The following is a 15,603-nucleotide window of genomic DNA, read 5'->3' on the forward strand; positions in this document are numbered from 1 at the left end:
GCATCGTTACCAGGGCGCCTTTTGCGCCAACCAGGTATCGAGAGCTTCCGGTAGTTCGTGCGTCAGCAGTTCGTGCCGGCCGGCGACCCAGCCATGGACCGGTCCGGGCGGGCGGTTGGCCAGCGCCTGTTCGACCAGTATCCCGGCGGTGACTTGGTCATTGATCAGCCCGAGCTCGTCTTGGATCTGGGTGAGGGACGCCAGGTAGCGTCGCAGCCGGTTCGGGGCCAGCAGGGGGGTGAAGAATTCGACGGCATAACGCAGCTTCTTGAAGCAGATGCGCATCTCGTGTCGTTCTTCGGGCGTCAACTCGGCTGCACGTTCGGCGAGCAAGCGGGCCTGGCGGGCGCGGCTACACAAGCGCTTGCGGGCAAAACTTTTCAGTTTCAGAGGTTGCTGATCCTGCAGACCGTAAACTGCGGCGGTGAAGTCGACCACCAAGCGCGGGTAATCCGGCAGGGCGACCAGATGTGCCGCGGCGGTGCGTGCCTGCTGGGCGCGCCGCACAGCCTCGGCCTGCAGGCGCCGGGCGTCGCGGTGATCGGGAAAGGCGGTGAGGATCGGCGGTAGCGTCTCGCTGACGAAGACATCCCAGTTGCGCGTATCGCCCAGGTCGCCAGCCAGACCCCGCCAGGCCTGGCTGTAGGCGGCCACGAAATCGGCCGGCAGCACCGGGCCGAAGAGCTTGAGCGCCGAGCGCAGGCGGCGCAGCGCGACGCGGCCCTGATGGACGTATTCGGGATCCTTGTTTGCGGTCAGCAGGCCGTATTCATTGCGCTGGAACTGCTCCAGGCAGCTCAGTGCGATGGCGCGGAAGGCATTGACTGGGGACATCTCCGCGCTGAGCGTCGCGGCCTTGGCGCGGAACGGCTTCTGCGGGATCTCGCTGAACAGCGCGTAGCCGCGCTCAGCCTTGCTCATGACGGCGGGGCGCAGATCAAGCGTTTCCTGCAAGACGTGGCTGAGAGCGAAGATGTCGCCCATCACGCCGCTGATCAGTTCGAGTTCGACCTCGCAGATGGGTGTCGAGCGTCCGTTGCATTCGACCTTGCCGCGGTCCAGCACCAGTTCGATCAGCGACTCTCCGACCGGCACATGCCAAGTGGTCCGGCGGAAATCGGTGGTGAATATAGCTTGGAGTCGCGGCAGCGCCTTGTCGAGTACCGCCTTGAATTCCGGCTCATCGACATGGCTGAAGTCGAACTGCCCCGGTTTGGCCGGAGTTTCCCACTCGTGGCGCAGGGCCAAGCCGCCGCTGACCGTGGCCGCCGACTTGACGGTGAGCAGCCACTGTTTCCCCATCTTGCGGAAGCGCAGGGCAATCCGGCGCGCGCTCAACTCCAGTGCCGGGGTGTCGTAATAGGTATTCAGCAGGCGCTGTGTCTGCGGCTTGATGCCGGTCAGCAACGGGTGAGCGGGAAGGCGCCGCGCCGTCTGCGCGGTCAGCTGAAGCTTGAGTTCGATTTCAGTTGCCATGGATGTGCCGGATGGTTGAAGGTTCGGAATACAGATTATGCCCTCTCGGTGCGGCTGCAGGGCGGCAAGCAGTGTCGACAATTGTGCAACTTTATCAATGATCTGTGCCAACTATTTAACGATGGCCGGGGCGGTCTGTTGTGCCGGCCCGGATTGATTAGGCACTATATCGCAACTCAGGCCGCCTTTTGCATGGCATAAGCCTGACGGGCTTCGAGGGGTGAGATGAAGCCTGGGTTTTCAAGACGCCAGTGATGATTGTATCTTTCCTTGAACGCGGTGACGACGACTCGGACCTCTACGACGTTGCCGAAGCGGCGGCCATGGATGGTCTGCTCCTTCAGCGTCCGGTTGAAGCGCTCGGCGACGCCGCTGGTCTGTGGCTCGGGGACAAAGGTGAAGCTTGGCGCCATACCCCGGAACTTGATCTGGTTGAGGAAGTCGTCGGCGGTGTATTGCGTGCCGTTGTCCACACGGGACACTGGCGACCGAGCCCTATGGACTGATGCGCCGGCGGGACGATCCGCAGTTCAAGAAGTTCGTCGATGAAGTGCCGGTTGGCCTGATGAAGAGCGGCACACTGGCCAGGCTCTACGACAAGTGGTTCATGAACCCGATTCCGCCGAATGGTATCAATCTGCGGATGCCGATGTCGGAAAAGCTCAAGGCGGCGATCGCCAACCTCGACGACAAACCGGAGAACTGAGGGCGGCCGTGAAGAGACAAATGGCCATGCAGATCTGCATGGCCATTTGTCTTGGGAGAGCCCGGTTCAGGCGCCCAGTGAGGGGTTCAGGGTGTAGGTGCCGGTCAAACTGGCCTCGGCAAGAACATGGCCGGCGATCGCGGCGCGTACTTCCGGGCCACCAAATTTGCCGGACACCGGCAGCTGCTCGATGTCGAGCGCGTAGACCGTGAACACATAGCGATGAATGATCTCGTCGTTCCACGGTGGGCAGGGGCCGTCGAAGCCGTGGTAGTCGCCGCGCATGTCGTTGTCGCCGGCGAACCAATCAGTGTAGTTGTTGATGCCCTGGAGGGCGTCGTGGGGCGCTTGCGGGCCGGGTTTGCCGCGCGGCGTGACGTCGCTCGAAAATTCACCTTCATTTATGGCGTTGACCGCAACAGGCAGGTCGATCAGCACCCAGTGGAAGAAATCGACGCGCGGCAACGAGGCGGGGACGGTACGGTCTTCCTGATTGACGTCGTCACCCTTGCTTGGTACATCGGGGTCATGGCAAATGACGACGAAGGAGCGTGTGCCGGCGGGAATTTCCGACCATGCCAGTTGCGGGTTCAGGTTTCTGCCCAGGCCGACATGGTGGTCGCTGTCTGGGATGCAGAAGGCATAGTCGCCGGGAATCGCCTGCCCGTCGGCAAAGCTGGTACTGGTCAGTTTCATAGAATGTTTCTCCTCCGGTTAGGCGGCGCGCCGCTTGAAGTCGTTCAGGCGAAAGCCGAGAAACCATAGTGTAGCGAAATAGGCGCTCACGCCAAGCCCCACCAGAACGCCGAGGCGGATCAGGCGTTCGGAGAGCGGATAAGCGAGCCAAGCCGCATTGCTGCCTGCGGCCAGCCACAGCGCGCCGCCCATGACCATGAGCGCGGCCAGCAGTTTGAGCGCGAATGCAGTCCACCCCGGCTGCGGATGATAGACCTGGTGCCGGCGTAGGCCACGATAGAGCAGCGTGGCGTTGAGGCAGGCAGCCAGCCCGATTGACAGCGCCAACCCGGCGTGCTGCAGCCAGCCGATGAAGGCGAGGTTCATCACTTGTGTCGCGACGAGCGAAATCACGGCAATCTTGACCGGGGTACGGATATTCTGGCGGGCATAGAATCCCGGCGCCAGAACCTTGACGAGGATCAGCCCGACCAGGCCGATGCTGTAGGCGACCAACGCGTCGCGGGTGTGGAAAACGTCTTCACCGGTGAACGCCCCGTGGTGAAACAGCGTGGCGATCAGCGGTACCGCGAGCAACGCCAGGGCCAGCGCCGCCGGTGCGGCCAGGAGCAGAGTCAGGCGCAGGCCCCAGTCGAGCAGCTTCGAGTATTCGAGGTGATTGGCGCTGGCGTGGTACCTGGAAAGCGATGGCAGCAGGATGGTCCCGAGCGCGACACCGAGCATGCCAGAAGGGAATTCCATCAGGCGATCGGCGTAATAAAGCCAGGAGACACTGCCGGTTTTGAGGAACGACGCGAAAATGGTGTTGATCAGCAGGCTGATCTGCGACACCGAGACGCCGAGTAGTGCCGGCCCCATCAGTTTCAGGATGCGCCGCACGCCAGGGTCCTGCCAGGCGGCACGCCAGTTCAGCGACGGGCGCGGCAGCATGGCGATACGGTGAAGCGCGGGAATCTGGATCCCCAATTGCAGTACGCCGCCGAGAAAGACCGCCCAGGCCAGCGCCAGAACCGGCGGATCGAAGTAGGGCACGGCGAACAGCGCCATGCCGATAAAGGCGATGTTGAGCAGCACTGGCGTGAACGCTGGTAGCGCAAAACGGCTCATGGTGTTGAGAATGCCGCCGGCGAGCGCAACCAGCGCGATGAAGAAGATGTAGGGGAAGGTGATGCGGGTCAGGGTGACGGTCAGCTCGAACTTGCCCGCATCGGCAGCGAAGCCGGGGGCGGAAATCCAGACCAGCAGCGGTGCCGCAGCGACGCCGATGGCGGTGATGACGAACAGCACGAGGGCCAGGATACTGGTCACATGATCGATCAGCAGCAAGGTTTCCCGGTCACCGCGCTTGTTCTTGTATTCGCCGAGAATCGGCACGAAAGCCTGCGAAAAGGCGCCCTCGGCGAACATCCGGCGCAACAGGTTGGGCAACTTGAAGGCAACGAAAAAGGCATCCGTCGCCAGACCGGCACCGAAGGCGCGGGCGATCACAAAATCACGGACAAAACCGAGGATTCGCGAGAGCAGCGTCATGCTGCTGACCGTCGCCAGGGCGCGGAGAAGATTCATGGGTTGCCGGCGTTGCCTGAAAGCGCGTGCGAAAGATATAATTGTACGCTGTGCTGCTGCAGTAGCTCAGTTGGTAGAGCAACTGATTCGTAATCAGTAGGTCGGAGGTTCGACTCCTCTCTGCAGCACCAAGAAATCAAGTACCTAACCCGGATGTTTCATAAACCCGCCGCGTGATGTCAATGTCGTGCCATTCCAGCCGTGATGCGAGTCAGCTTGCTGCGAATTTTGCTGGCAACCCGCCACGATCGGCCAAATACCCCAACTTTTGGGCATCACACCCTGCCGCCATCGATCCCTGGACAGAGCGCTGGCGAGACCTGACCTCCGCTCAAGCGGATTCGAGTCGGTAGCATGAGACGGCGTCGCCGAGTCGATCAGGCCGGCGGGCGCGGGACGAGGTAAAGCAACTCGGTCACCCGCGCCAGCACCCCCTTCATCGGACACGACGTAGGCAAGGACAGCTTGATCCGATCCTTGTACTGCACCACGCGCACCGCCAACTTAAAGAGTTTCAGGATAATCGACAGCGGTTGCGCCTTGGCCAGTTCCGTATGCACCAGCGTGTTCTCGCGCAAGCCGTGAATCAACCCATACGCCGCACACGAATAGAACAGCCGCAGGTGATTGGCGAGGAAGGCATGATCGGAGGTCCGGTCACTGGCCAAGTCGTTCTTCACCGCCTTGATGAAGTTCTCGTCCTGCCCTCGAGCACAGTACAGCTCTTTGTAAAGCACATCAGGCGTCGGGTCGGACAGCGAGGTCACCACGTACCGCGGGTTGTCACCCAAGGCCATCACCTCGGCCTTGACCACCACGCGGTAAGCCTTGGGCCACGAGCCCGCCTGATACTCGATATCGTCGTACAGTCGTGTCGCCGCAGGCTCGGCGTTCCCCAGGCGCTGGGCGTTGGCGCTGTGTGTCTGGTGCAGCGCACGGGCTTTCTTCAGCAGCGGCTCGGCCTTGGGCGAGAGCACCGGGTTGCCGGCCAGGCCGAAGAGGAAGTCCAGATGCGGATCGGACGCGCACAAGGCCATCAGTTCGGGATTCGAGAAGTGGCCATCCCCGCGCAGAATGATGTGGGTCTCGGGCCAAGCCTGGCGGAGCAAGCGCAGCACGCGCTTGATGATGGCCGCGTTCTCCTTGCCAGTCGGGCGTTTGCCCGGACGCAGGACGGCAGTAATGAACTTCCCGGAAAGTCCTTCGAAGAGAAACAGCGGCAGGTAGCAGTGATTCCCGTAGTGGGGGTTATAGAACGCCAGTTCCTGCTGCCCGTGAGTGGCATCCTCCGAGTGATCCATATCGAGCACGATCACGGCAGGCGCTTGGGCGTAGCTGGCGATGAAGGCGTCGACGAAGCTTTTGGCCAGGCGGTAAATGTCTTTGCGCGATACGCTGTTTTCGAGCCGGGAGAGCGTGGGGCCGGAGGCCAGGTCATTTCCCTCGTCCAGCGGGGCACGACCGACCGCCAGTTTGAACAGCGGATCGCGCCGCAGCGTGTTGGCGTCATTACCGTCGGCGTAACCGCTGGCGGTCTGGAATATCCGCTGGCGGAGCAGGTCGGCCAGGGGATGGTCAATGTACGAGGCGTGGCGTTTGTCGTGAATCGCGCTGACCAGGCGGGGAATCAGGCCGATTTGCAGGTCGATGCCACGCAACAGGAGTGCGCCAAAGTCGGAGGACATCGCCCCGCCGTCAAACTCTGCCCGGATCGTAAATCCGGCGCTGGCGGGAAAGTGAAGCTGGGTTGGGATAGAATAGTCCATAGGCGGTCTCGTTTAGGCTTCTTACGAAGCGTTATTGGCGTAACCCCTATTATATCAATGGGTTAAACGAGATTCGCCTGCTTTTATGAAAAATTCGGGCTAAGCCACTTTTCGGAGTGGCCTTTTTTCTTCATGGCTTCCGTATAGCTCCTGTGTAGCCATTTTCTGTCAATGCCAACCGATGCTCAGGCAGGACCAGCACGATAAAGCGGCTCTGGTACGTTCAGAGGCTGCATTCGTTGATACTGGCATGGTCGAGCTCAGCCAGTCGACATCACCGCAGAGCCGGCCCCAGAAATTCGGAAAGCGGGATAAGTGATAGCCTTGCTCAATCGCAGGCCGCATAGTGGCCGAAATGAGGAGCAAGAGCATGACGAGAAGGAAGCGGCGGAATCACTCGCCGGAGTTCAAGGCGAAGGTGGCGATTGCCGCCATCAAGGGCGACAAGACGTTGGCCGAGATAGCGCAGCAGTTCGATGCTCACCCCAAGTAGATTACCGACTGGAAGACACAGTTGATGGAGCGTTCGTCAGCCGTGTTTGGCGACACGACCGCCAGGGAGAAAGGCCCGGACATTCTGGCCATGGAAGCAACGATTGGTCGCCTGAGTCTGGAGAATTATTTTTTAGAAGGCGCGCTCACCAAGGCGGGACTGCTGAGCGCAAGACAATGATTGACCGCAGCCATGCCGGCGAATCCGAATCTTTTCGTAAGCCAGCTTTTGCGCGCCAGAACGTGGCTTGCGGCGCAGCGTGGATAGGTGAAATCCAGGGAGATAGAGCGTGCCGTTTTTCATGCCGAATTATCTCATTTATACTCATGGCATGAAAAGATTTTTCCGCTGAATGGGCTTAACTTAGCGCCATTCTGGTCTGTCCCCGATTTTGCGGTTTAAGATGCCTGGCGCGCCGGCCAGGTTGCCGTGAGCGCCATAAGTTTTTGAGAAACGGCGATGCTCACGCAACGCGAGCGTATCGTGCTGCCCTTGTCGGTGAGCGAGTGGCGTTCCGAAATGCTCCAGGCCAGGATTCGGGAATTCGCGCTGGATGGTCGCATCGCTATCCTCGCCGCGCGACTCGAAAACATCCATCGCGACCCGGCCGACCGTTTCATCGCGGCCACTTCATTGCAACACCACGCAACGCTGATTACGGCTGATCAGAGCGTGGTGGCGTGGGAATCGGAATTGCCGCGACAGGATGCGCGGCTATGATGAGCGGAAGGGCTGTGGACCAAGAGTCGGTTTGCAGAACCGTGGGCTGTCGCCGTTTCCCGTCACGGTCGACTCCGGTTAACTGTCATTCGGTTTGGTTCGCAGTGTAGCGAACATCGGCAAAAAATGCTAAATGAATGAAATGAAGGTTGTCTGGGAGTCTGCGGTTTTATTGACGACTGGCGGCATGGTATGCTCACTGCCTCCTTTTTTTTCCCATAACTTATTTTGTAAATGGGCTAATTGCTTGGTAACTAAAGAGACAAGAGAAAAATGTTCGTCAATCCAGAAATCGGTTTTACTGCTGATGTTATTCGAGACCCAAGCAGATTTGTCGGACGGACGGAGCTTATTCGCGATTGCATTGCAGCCCTGAATTCTGCCACTGGTTTGATCACGGTTTTTGGCAAGCGCGGTGTCGGAAAGTCCTCGTTGCTGCGCCAGATTCAGCAAATGGCCCTAGGTGAGTATGCGCTAGCCAAGAAGGCGGGGCTAACGCACCTTATACCTGCGAAGCCACGCACGTACTTGACCGTTTATTACTCTTGCGATTCTCTTATTAACCCGGATGTTTCATAAACCCGCCGCGCGATGTCAATGTCGTGCCATTCCAGCCGTGATGCGAGTCAGCTTGCTGCGAATTTTGCTGCCAACCCGCCACGATCGGCCAAATACCCCAACTTTTGGGCATCACACCCTGCCGCCATCGATCCCTGGACAGAGCGCTGGCGAGACCTCACCTCCGCTCAAGCGGATTCGAGTCGGCAGCATGAGACGGCGTCGCCGAGTCGATCAGGCCGGCGCCGGCGGGCGCGGGACGAGGTAAAGCAACTCGGTCACCCGCGCCAGCACCCCTTCATCGGACACGACGTAGGCAAGGACAGCTTGATCCGATCCTTGTACTGCACCACGCGCACCGCCAACTTAAAGAGTTTCAGGATAATCGACAGCGGTTGCGCCTTGGCCAGTTCCGTATGCACCAGCGTGTTCTCGCGCAAGCCGTGAATCAACCCATACGCCGCACACGAATAGAACAGCCGCAGGTGATTGGCGAGGAAGGCATGATCGGAGGTCCGGTCACTGGCCAAGTCGTTCTTCACCGCCTTGATGAAGTTCTCGTCCTGCCCTCGAGCACAGTACAGCTCTTTGTAAAGCACATCAGGCGTCGGGTCGGACAGCGAGGTCACCACGTACCGCGGGTTGTCACCCAAGGCCATCACCTCGGCCTTGACCACCACGCGGTAAGCCTTGGGCCACGAGCCCGCCTGATACTCGATATCGTCGTACAGTCGTGTCGCCGCAGGCTCGGCGTTCCCCAGGCGCTGGGCGTTGGCGCTGTGTGTCTGGTGCAGCGCACGGGCTTTCTTCAGCAGCGGCTCGGCCTTGGGCGAGAGCACCTGGTTGCCGGCCAGGCCGAAGAGAAAGTCCAGATGCGGATCGGACTCGCACAAGGTCATCAGTTCGGGATTCGCGAAGTGACCATCCCCGCGCAGCAGGATGTGGGTCTCGGGCCAGGCCTGGCGGAGCAGGTGCAGCACGCGCTTGATGATGACCGCATTCTCTTTACCGGTGGGACGCTTGCCCGGACGCAGGACGGCGGTGATCAGCTTCCCGGAGAGTCCTTCGAAGAGGAACAACGGCAGGTAGCAATGATTGCCGTAGTGGTGGTTGTAGAACGCCAGTTCCTGCTGCCCGTGAGTGGCATCCTCAGAGTGATCCATATCCAGCACGATCACGGCAGGCGCTTGGGCGTAGCTGGCGATGAAGGCGTCGACGAAGCTTTTGGCCAGGCGGTAAATGTCTTTGCGCGATACGCTGTTCTCGAGCCGGGAGAGCGTGGGGCCGGAGGCCAGGTCATTTCCCTCGCCCAGCGGGGCACGACCGACCGCCAGTTTGAACAGCGGATCGCGCCGCAGCGTGTTGGCGTCATTACCGTCGGCGTAGCCGCTGGCGGTCTGGAATATCCGCTGACGAAGCAGGTCGGCCAGCGGATGGTCAATGTACGAGGCGTGGCGTTTGTCGTGAATCGCGCTGACCAGGCGGGGAATCAGGCCGATTTGCAGGTCGATGCCACGCAACAGGAGTGCGCCAAAGTCGGAGGACATCGCCCCGCCGTCAAACTCTGCCCGGATCGTAAATCCGGCGCTGGCGGGAAAGCGAAGCTGGGTTGGGATAGAATTGTCCATGGGCGGTCTCGTTTAGGCTTCTTACGAAGCGTTATTGGCGTAACCCCAATTATATCAATGGGTTAAACGAGATTCGCCTGCTTTTATGAAAAATTCGGGTTAAGAATGGCGAGGCTCTGTTGTCACGCTTGTGTAATGATCAAAACGACGAAGATAGTCTTCTGAGACTCGTACCGAACGATGGCAAGGAAATTATTGAATTTACGCGATCAAAGGAAGTCGCAGCGGGAGCGGACCTCAAGGTCGTCAATTGGGGAACTAAAGGTATTGAGACGTCAAAATATGCAAAAATCGTTCCGAACGATATAGCCCAGACTTTCCGAAATTTTGTCGATGCGGTCGTTGCTCATCAAGTCAAGGGCAGGATGAAACGCGACGGACTTTTAATCATCCTAGACGAGTTCGATGTAATCCAGAACAAGGATGGAGTTGGCTCGTTGATTAAGTCACTTACAACTCCAGAGGTCAAGTTTGCCGTTTGTGGCGTCGGTCGCGACCTGTCCGACCTCATTCTGGATCACGCTTCAGTTGAGCGACTGATTGAACAAGGTGTGCTTCCCGTCAAACCGATGCCGATTGATGAGTCGGAAGCCATTATTTTCCGGGCAGCAGAGTTATTTGGTGGACAACTGAAATTTGAGCCTGGGGTTGCAAAGGCTATCGCGGAGCTCGGGCAAGGCTATCCTTACTTTGTACAACTCATTGGGAAGCAGTGCGTCAACGAAGCCAATGTACGCGGATCAAACATCGTGGATAAAGAAGTAGTCGGAAAAGTAATTGAGGATCTTCGAACAAGGAGAGCTTTCCCGACGCTTGAGTCAGCATATCAGAGAGCCATCGGTGACTCCGAAGGCCGTCAGCTACTACTCCATCTGTTGGCAGAGCAACCGACCGAGCAGTCCTTGTTTTCAGATGAGGTGGGTCGGGTACTCCTCAAAAACACTAGGCAGGTCGCGGAAGAAATGGATATTCAATTCATCGACCAACTGATTCCCCGCCTCATTGATCGTAAGTTCGGCCCGGTCCTTGAACGGGTAGCAGAGCGGCAAGGTGTTTACGAGTTTGTAAATCCAGTATTGCGACAATACATTCGTCTTCGCCGGCTGTAGATAGGCAAAACGCTCTGTAAGTCTCAATGCGAAAAATTGACTTGCCGGGAGAATATCGGTTGGGAAATGACCGCCCGACCCCCGTTGGCTGCCTTTAAGTCGGCGCAGGGTTGAATGGCCGGAGCGGGTCGAATGCCGACATAAACCCCAAAACTTGAGCCGATTTCTATTGGGATGAATCAGTGAATCACCACCCCATCACCGTCTTCGACTCTGGCCTCGGTGGCTTGACGGTGTTGCGCGCCTTGCGCGGTCGACTGCCGCGGGAGGACTTTTTTTATTTTGCCGATACCCGCTTCCTGCCTTACGGCGACCGCCCCGAGGTTTTTCTCAAGGAGCGCGGGGTGCTGATTGCCGAGGCGCTGGCCCGGCGCGGGGCGAAGGCGTTGGTGATTGCCTGCAATACGGCTACAGCGGCGGCGGCGGAGGCGATTCGGGCGGTCACTGCGCTGCCTGTCGTGGCGTTGGAGCCCGGCGTCAAACCGGCGGCGGGTTTGACCAAAACCGGCGTCATCGGCGTGCTGGCGACGACGCGCACGCTGGAGAGCGAGCGTTTCGGGCGGCTGGTGGGCAATCATGCCAATCATTTGAGGGTCGTCGTCCAGGCTTGTCCGGGGCTGGCCGAGGCGATTGAGACTGAGGGGCCGGATAGCCCGCAAGTGGCCGCCTTGCTTGATCTATTTGTCGCCCCGCTGGCACAGGCTGGGGCCGATGTGGTGGTGCTCGGTTGCACGCATTACCCGTGGGTGGCGGAGGGGATTGCCCGGCGCATGCCGGCGGGCGCGGTGCTGCTTGACACCGGCGAACCCGTCGCCCGACAGCTCGAACGCCTGCTGGCCACTGGCGGATTGCTGGGCGGCGGGACTGGCCGCCTGACGATTGCGACCAGCGGCGCGCCGCAAAAACTGATTGCTACGGTCGACCGCCTTTTTGGGGCAAAAATGGCCGTCGAACACTGGGAACCCTGAAATGAGCGAAACACCAAAGCCGTTGGCCGGACTGAAGGTCGTCGAACTCGGCACACTGATCGCCGGCCCGTTCTGCACGCGGATCATGGCCGAATTCGGCGCCGAGGTGATCAAGGTGGAATCGCCGGATGGCGGTGATCCACTGCGCAAATGGCGCAAGTTGTATGAGGGCACCTCGCTGTGGTGGTACGTGCAGGCGCGCAACAAGAAGTCGGTGACGGCCAACCTGAAGCATCCCGATGGGTGTGAGTTCGTGCGCAAGCTGATCGCCGAGGCGGATATTCTGGTCGAGAACTTTCGCCCCGGCGTGCTTGAAAAGCTCGGCTTGGGTTGGGACGTGCTCAAGGCCGACAACCCCGGTCTGGTCATGGTTCGCTTGTCTGGATTCGGGCAGACCGGGCCGTACAAGGAGCAACCCGGTTTCGGCGCGGTCGGCGAGTCGATGGGCGGGCTGCGCTATGTGACGGGCTTTCCCGACCGGCCGCCCGTGCGCACCGGGATTTCGATCGGCGATTCGATTGCCGCGCTGTGGGGGGCGATTGGCGCGCTGATGGCGCTGCGCCACAAGGAAGCCAATGGCGGAGCGGGGCAGGTCGTCGATGTCGCGCTCTACGAGGCGGTATTTGCGATGATGGAGTCGCTGGTGCCCGAATTTGATGTCTTCGGTTTCGTCCGCGAGCGCGCCGGCAACATCATGCCCGGCATCACGCCGTCCAACACGCATACGACGCGCGATGGCAAGCATGTGACCATCGGCGCCAATGGCGATGCGATCTTCCGGCGCTTCATGCTGGCCATCGGCCGTGACGATCTGGCCGACGATCCCACGCTGGCCGACAACGCCGGTCGCGACGCACGGCGCGACGAGATTTATGCCTTGATCGATGGCTGGTGTGCCGGGCTGGACGAAGCGGAAGTGCTGGCGATACTGGCGGCGGCGGAAGTGCCGTCGTCGCGGGTCTATTCCGCGGTCGACATGTTTTCCGACCCGCAATTCATCGCCCGCCAGATGATCGAGTCGGCGAAACTGCCGGATGGCAAGGAATTCCGTATGCCCGGGATCGTCCCCAAACTGTCGGCGACGCCGGGCGCCACCGAATGGCTCGGCCCGGCGCTCGGTGCCCATACCGATGAAGTATTGACCGCTTTGGGTTATGACGCGGCGGCCATCGCCGGCCTGCGCGCAGCCGGCGCGGTCTGACCCTCAACGCAGGCGGAAGCGGACCGGCAGCAAGGCCTCGCGCGGCGCATCGGCCGGTAGCGAGCGCAGCGAACGCACGGCGCGCAGCGCGGCATCGTCGAGGATGCGGTGGCCGCTGCTTTCTTCGACGCGGGAAGCGCTGACCCGCCCGCTTTCATCGATGATGATGAGGACCAATACCTCGCCTTCAATGCCTTGGGCTATGGCTTCCTGCGGATAGAACAGCCCACTGGCATTGAGCTTGTTCAGGTGCTGGCTGACTGCCTGGGTCCAGGTTTTTGGTACGGCGGGCGGCTTTTCGCGCTTTTCGGCTTTCGGCGGTGGCGGTTTTTCCGGTGCCGCTGCCGGCTTGGGCTGTTCCGGCAGGATCAATGACGGCGGCGGCGGTGGTAGCGGTGCCGGAGGCGGCTCGCGCAAGGTGACCGTGAGCGGCGGACTCGGCGGCGGCGGGCGTGATGGCGTGATCAGGTGCGCAACAAAGGGCAGGACGTGCAGCAGGAGTGACGCCGCCAGCGCGAGCAAAAGCCGGTATTCGTCGCGGGTCGTGAGAAAATGCGGGCTGGCCAAAGGAGATGAAGGCGTCGATGAAGCCGGGTTGGGTAGGACAACTGCTCGCAATGATAATCGGGATGTGCCTGGTAGTGCCGGTTCATGCCCAGTTCTGGCGGAGCGACCCGGCGGAACGGCCGAGCCCGACGGCGTTCGCGACCAGCCTCGAACTGGGCGATCTCGAGCAGGCGCAAGCCTGGCTGGATGCCGGCCTGGCGCCGGATTTCATGGGCGTCCGGATCGGCTCCGGCCTGATGATCGGCGCCTGGGAAGGCAATATCGAGATGATGCGGCTGTTCATCTCGCGCGGTGCCAACATCAACCGGATGAACGGCAACGGCGAGACGGCGATCATTCTCGCCGCCTGGCGCGGCCAGCTCGAAGCGGTGAAATGGTTGGTGGAGCGTGGGGCGCGGATCAATGCGCCGCCGCGCCAATGGTCGCCGCTGCATTATGCGGTCTTTGCCGGGCACCGCGAGGTCGCCGATTACCTGATGGAACGGGGCGCTGACATCAATGCCCTGAGCACCAACGGTTCGAGCGTTCTGATGATGGCCATCTACGAGGGGCGCGAGGAACTGGCGCGTATGCTCATCGAGAAGGGCGCCGAGCGCGGCTTCCGCAACGACTGGGGCGACGGCGCGCTGGAATGGGCGATGCGCTACAACCAGCTGAATATCGCGCGGATGATCACCAATCCCGAACAGTTCAACATTGCCATCAACAAGCCGAAGGAAACCTGGGGCGAGCCGACCCGCTCGCTGCGCATGTCGAAGGAACTCGAGGAATTGATGGAGATGCGCGAGAAACTGGTCGAACGCGGCGAGTCGACCGCGGCGATCGACAAGCGGATCAACGTCGAGCGCGTGCGCGTCATGCGCGCCGAAATGGACAGCCCGGCAACGCCGGCGCGCGCTGTAACGATGGAGATCACCGCCAGTCGCAAGGCGCCGAAGGAGCAGTCGGCGCGGATCATCCATGACGACAAGGGCAAGGCGGCAAGCCCGAAGACGCCGGCTGCAAAGGCCCCGGCCAGGAAGGATCGGTGACCGGGGGACTGCTGGTGCCTTTCGGCGGGAAGGGCGGCGCGATGCGAGCGGCCCGCGCGGCTAGTTGACCGACATCACCGCCGTCACCAGTTCGGCGACGGTGCGCACGCCCATTTTCTCCATGACCCGCGCGCGATGCGCCTCGACGGTCTTCATGCTGATATCGAGTTCGTCGGCGACCTGCTTGTTGAGCTTGCCGGCGACGACCAGTTGCATGACCTCGCGTTCGCGCTGGGTAAGAAGCCGCAGGCGATATTCGATCACATTGTCGCGCTGGCGGCGGGCCGAACTCTGGCTGTCGAATTCCAGCGCCCGGCGGATGCGCTAGAGCAGGTCCTCGTTGTTGAAGGGCTCCTGGATGAACTCGCAAGCGCCGCGCTGCAATGCCGAAACGGCCATCGGCACGTCGCCGTGGCCGGTGACGAAGATGATCGGCAATCGCGAACCGAGGGCGTCACGTTTCTCGTGCAGTTCGAGTCCGCTCATCTGCGGCATGCGGACATCGAGGACGATGCAGCCGTGCATGCGTTGGTTGTGCGCGGCCAGGAAACTGTCGGCCGAGTCGTAGCAGGCGACGGTATAGCCTTCACCTTTGAGCAGCCAGATCATCGAATCGCGCATGCCCTCGTCGTCGTCGACCACGTGAATGGTCTGGATTGGTCACTCATCGCCTTCCTTCTCCTCGATCGGTACGGTGAAGCTGAGCAGGGTGCCGCCGTCAAGGCGCGGCGCGGCCTGTAGCCAACGTGCATCAATCTGGCGGGCGGAGATTTCCAGATGGCGGCGTTTGAAGGGCGTGTCGCGCATCGCCTCGATGCCGTTCTTGCGCATGATCCGCATCTCGAAGGCGGGGGCCGGCGCCTGGTCGATGTTCTTCCGCAACTGGTCGAATTCATCGGGTGGCCAGTAAGGGTAGGGCGGCGCAACCCCGATCAGTTCGGATTCGGCGAAGCCGGTCATGCGGCAGAACGCGGTATTGACGAAGGTGATGCGCCCCTCGAGGTCGACCGCGCGCAGCCCGGTGACCAGCGACTGCGACATCGCCTGGCGGAAAGCGTAGGCGGCGCGCAACTGCTCCTCGGTTTCGGCGCGGCCGCGCGCATGGCGGCGCAACTGGA

16 protein-coding genes, 1 tRNA gene and 2 pseudogenes are annotated in these 15,603 nt (G+C 60.8%); 9 read left to right on the plus strand and 10 right to left on the minus strand.

The genetic code is table 11. The features are described 5' to 3' along the window. Window positions 1-6 precede the first annotated feature (6 nt). A complete protein-coding gene (locus IPP03_17495) occupies window positions 7-1,476 on the minus strand; it encodes a CHAD domain-containing protein (protein MBL0354356.1) in 1,470 nt (489 codons plus the stop codon). Window positions 1,477-1,652: 176 nt separating this feature from the next. Continuing rightward, window positions 1,653-1,958, minus strand: coding sequence for a transposase (locus tag IPP03_17500; protein ID MBL0354357.1), 306 nt, complete (start codon window positions 1,956-1,958; stop codon window positions 1,653-1,655). Window positions 1,959-1,981: 23 nt separating this feature from the next. On the opposite strand from IPP03_17500, the gene IPP03_17505 reads away from it, so the two are divergent. Then, entirely contained in the window at window positions 1,982-2,182 is a 201-nt protein-coding gene (locus IPP03_17505; protein ID MBL0354358.1) for a hypothetical protein, read from the plus strand. A 66-nt stretch (window positions 2,183-2,248) separates the two neighbouring features. Here the strand turns inward: IPP03_17505 and IPP03_17510 are convergent, their stop codons facing one another. Further along, a complete protein-coding gene (locus IPP03_17510) occupies window positions 2,249-2,878 on the minus strand; it encodes a YbhB/YbcL family Raf kinase inhibitor-like protein (protein ID MBL0354359.1) in 630 nt (209 codons plus the stop codon). A gap of 18 nt (window positions 2,879-2,896) precedes the next feature. Further along, window positions 2,897-4,444 carry a murein biosynthesis integral membrane protein MurJ gene (gene murJ / locus IPP03_17515; GenBank protein ID MBL0354360.1) on the minus strand — a complete coding sequence of 516 codons (1,548 nt, stop codon included), beginning with the start codon at window positions 4,442-4,444 and terminating at the stop codon, window positions 2,897-2,899. A 55-nt stretch (window positions 4,445-4,499) separates the two neighbouring features. Here murJ and IPP03_17520 point away from each other — a divergent pair. Next, a tRNA-Thr gene (locus tag IPP03_17520) sits at window positions 4,500-4,575 on the plus strand. A gap of 246 nt (window positions 4,576-4,821) precedes the next feature. Here the strand turns inward: IPP03_17520 and IPP03_17525 are convergent. After that, window positions 4,822-6,210, minus strand: a complete 1,389-nt coding sequence (locus tag IPP03_17525; GenBank protein ID MBL0354361.1) for an IS1380 family transposase — start codon at window positions 6,208-6,210, stop codon at window positions 4,822-4,824. Window positions 6,211-6,580: 370 nt separating this feature from the next. Here IPP03_17525 and IPP03_17530 point away from each other — a divergent pair, with 370 nt between their 5' ends. The 3 genes from IPP03_17530 to IPP03_17540 all read left to right on the plus strand — a co-directional run bounded on the left by IPP03_17530 (window position 6,581) and on the right by IPP03_17540 (window position 7,423). Further along, the gene (locus IPP03_17530) at window positions 6,581-6,703 is read left to right on the plus strand and encodes a transposase (GenBank protein ID MBL0354362.1); all 123 of its coding nucleotides are present in this window, start codon (window positions 6,581-6,583) and stop codon (window positions 6,701-6,703) included. 21 nt (window positions 6,704-6,724) lie between these two features. Continuing rightward, entirely contained in the window at window positions 6,725-6,883 is a 159-nt protein-coding gene (locus IPP03_17535; GenBank protein MBL0354363.1) for a hypothetical protein, read from the plus strand. A 279-nt stretch (window positions 6,884-7,162) separates the two neighbouring features. Then, window positions 7,163-7,423 (plus strand): PIN domain-containing protein, encoded by a 261-nt coding sequence (locus IPP03_17540; GenBank protein MBL0354364.1) that lies wholly within the window; start codon window positions 7,163-7,165, stop codon window positions 7,421-7,423. Window positions 7,424-7,552: 129 nt separating this feature from the next. On the opposite strand, the gene IPP03_17545 is transcribed toward IPP03_17540, so the two are convergent. Both IPP03_17545 and IPP03_17550 read right to left on the minus strand, forming a co-directional pair. Continuing rightward, on the minus strand, window positions 7,553-7,876 hold the full coding sequence (locus IPP03_17545; GenBank protein MBL0354365.1) for a hypothetical protein: 324 nt from the start codon (window positions 7,874-7,876) through the stop codon (window positions 7,553-7,555). Between the two features lie 339 nt (window positions 7,877-8,215). Next, window positions 8,216-9,609: pseudogene (locus tag IPP03_17550) on the minus strand (IS1380 family transposase). Between the two features lie 119 nt (window positions 9,610-9,728). Between IPP03_17550 and IPP03_17555 the strand changes: the two are divergent. From IPP03_17555 to IPP03_17565, 3 genes are all read left to right on the plus strand, one after another. Next, window positions 9,729-10,718 carry a hypothetical protein gene (locus tag IPP03_17555; protein MBL0354366.1) on the plus strand — a complete coding sequence of 330 codons (990 nt, stop codon included), beginning with the start codon at window positions 9,729-9,731 and terminating at the stop codon, window positions 10,716-10,718. Between the two features lie 182 nt (window positions 10,719-10,900). Beyond that, window positions 10,901-11,686, plus strand: a complete 786-nt coding sequence (murI, locus tag IPP03_17560) for a glutamate racemase (protein MBL0354367.1) — start codon at window positions 10,901-10,903, stop codon at window positions 11,684-11,686. Window position 11,687: 1 nt separating this feature from the next. After that, window positions 11,688-12,887 (plus strand): CoA transferase, encoded by a 1,200-nt coding sequence (locus IPP03_17565; protein MBL0354368.1) that lies wholly within the window; start codon window positions 11,688-11,690, stop codon window positions 12,885-12,887. Between the two features lie 3 nt (window positions 12,888-12,890). Here IPP03_17565 and IPP03_17570 read toward each other — a convergent pair whose 3' ends face one another. Beyond that, window positions 12,891-13,454: an energy transducer TonB gene (locus tag IPP03_17570; GenBank protein ID MBL0354369.1), complete on the minus strand. Its 564-nt coding sequence runs from the start codon at window positions 13,452-13,454 to the stop codon at window positions 12,891-12,893. A 62-nt stretch (window positions 13,455-13,516) separates the two neighbouring features. On the opposite strand from IPP03_17570, the gene IPP03_17575 reads away from it, so the two are divergent. Continuing rightward, window positions 13,517-14,485 (plus strand): ankyrin repeat domain-containing protein, encoded by a 969-nt coding sequence (locus IPP03_17575; protein ID MBL0354370.1) that lies wholly within the window; start codon window positions 13,517-13,519, stop codon window positions 14,483-14,485. Between the two features lie 60 nt (window positions 14,486-14,545). On the opposite strand, the pseudogene IPP03_17580 reads toward IPP03_17575, so the two are convergent. Then, window positions 14,546-15,106 (minus strand): annotated as a pseudogene (locus IPP03_17580) (response regulator transcription factor). Between the two features lie 39 nt (window positions 15,107-15,145). Further along, window positions 15,146-15,526: a PAS domain S-box protein gene (locus tag IPP03_17585; protein ID MBL0354371.1), complete on the minus strand. Its 381-nt coding sequence runs from the start codon at window positions 15,524-15,526 to the stop codon at window positions 15,146-15,148. Window positions 15,527-15,603 lie beyond the last annotated feature (77 nt).

Origin of the sequence: Candidatus Dechloromonas phosphoritropha, from assembly GCA_016722705.1 — a bacterium.
Taxonomy (GTDB): Bacteria; Pseudomonadota; Gammaproteobacteria; order Burkholderiales; family Rhodocyclaceae; genus Azonexus; species Azonexus phosphoritrophus.

Excerpts from the sequence above, each read along its gene's own strand:
- IPP03_17495 (MBL0354356.1), bottom strand. The coding sequence starts at position 1,476 with ATGGCAACTGAAATCGAACTCAAGCTTCAGCTGACCGCGCAGACGGCG.
- IPP03_17505 (MBL0354358.1), top strand. The coding sequence starts at position 1,982 with ATGCGCCGGCGGGACGATCCGCAGTTCAAGAAGTTCGTCGATGAAGTG.
- IPP03_17510 (MBL0354359.1), bottom strand. The coding sequence starts at position 2,878 with ATGAAACTGACCAGTACCAGCTTTGCCGACGGGCAGGCGATTCCCGGC.
- murJ (MBL0354360.1), bottom strand. The coding sequence starts at position 4,444 with ATGAATCTTCTCCGCGCCCTGGCGACGGTCAGCAGCATGACGCTGCTC.
- IPP03_17525 (MBL0354361.1), bottom strand. The coding sequence starts at position 6,210 with ATGGACTATTCTATCCCAACCCAGCTTCACTTTCCCGCCAGCGCCGGA.
- IPP03_17530 (MBL0354362.1), top strand. The coding sequence starts at position 6,581 with ATGACGAGAAGGAAGCGGCGGAATCACTCGCCGGAGTTCAAGGCGAAG.
- IPP03_17540 (MBL0354364.1), top strand. The coding sequence starts at position 7,163 with ATGCTCACGCAACGCGAGCGTATCGTGCTGCCCTTGTCGGTGAGCGAG.
- IPP03_17565 (MBL0354368.1), top strand. The coding sequence starts at position 11,688 with ATGAGCGAAACACCAAAGCCGTTGGCCGGACTGAAGGTCGTCGAACTC.
- IPP03_17575 (MBL0354370.1), top strand. The coding sequence starts at position 13,517 with ATGTGCCTGGTAGTGCCGGTTCATGCCCAGTTCTGGCGGAGCGACCCG.
- IPP03_17585 (MBL0354371.1), bottom strand. The coding sequence starts at position 15,526 with ATGTCGCAGTCGCTGGTCACCGGGCTGCGCGCGGTCGACCTCGAGGGG.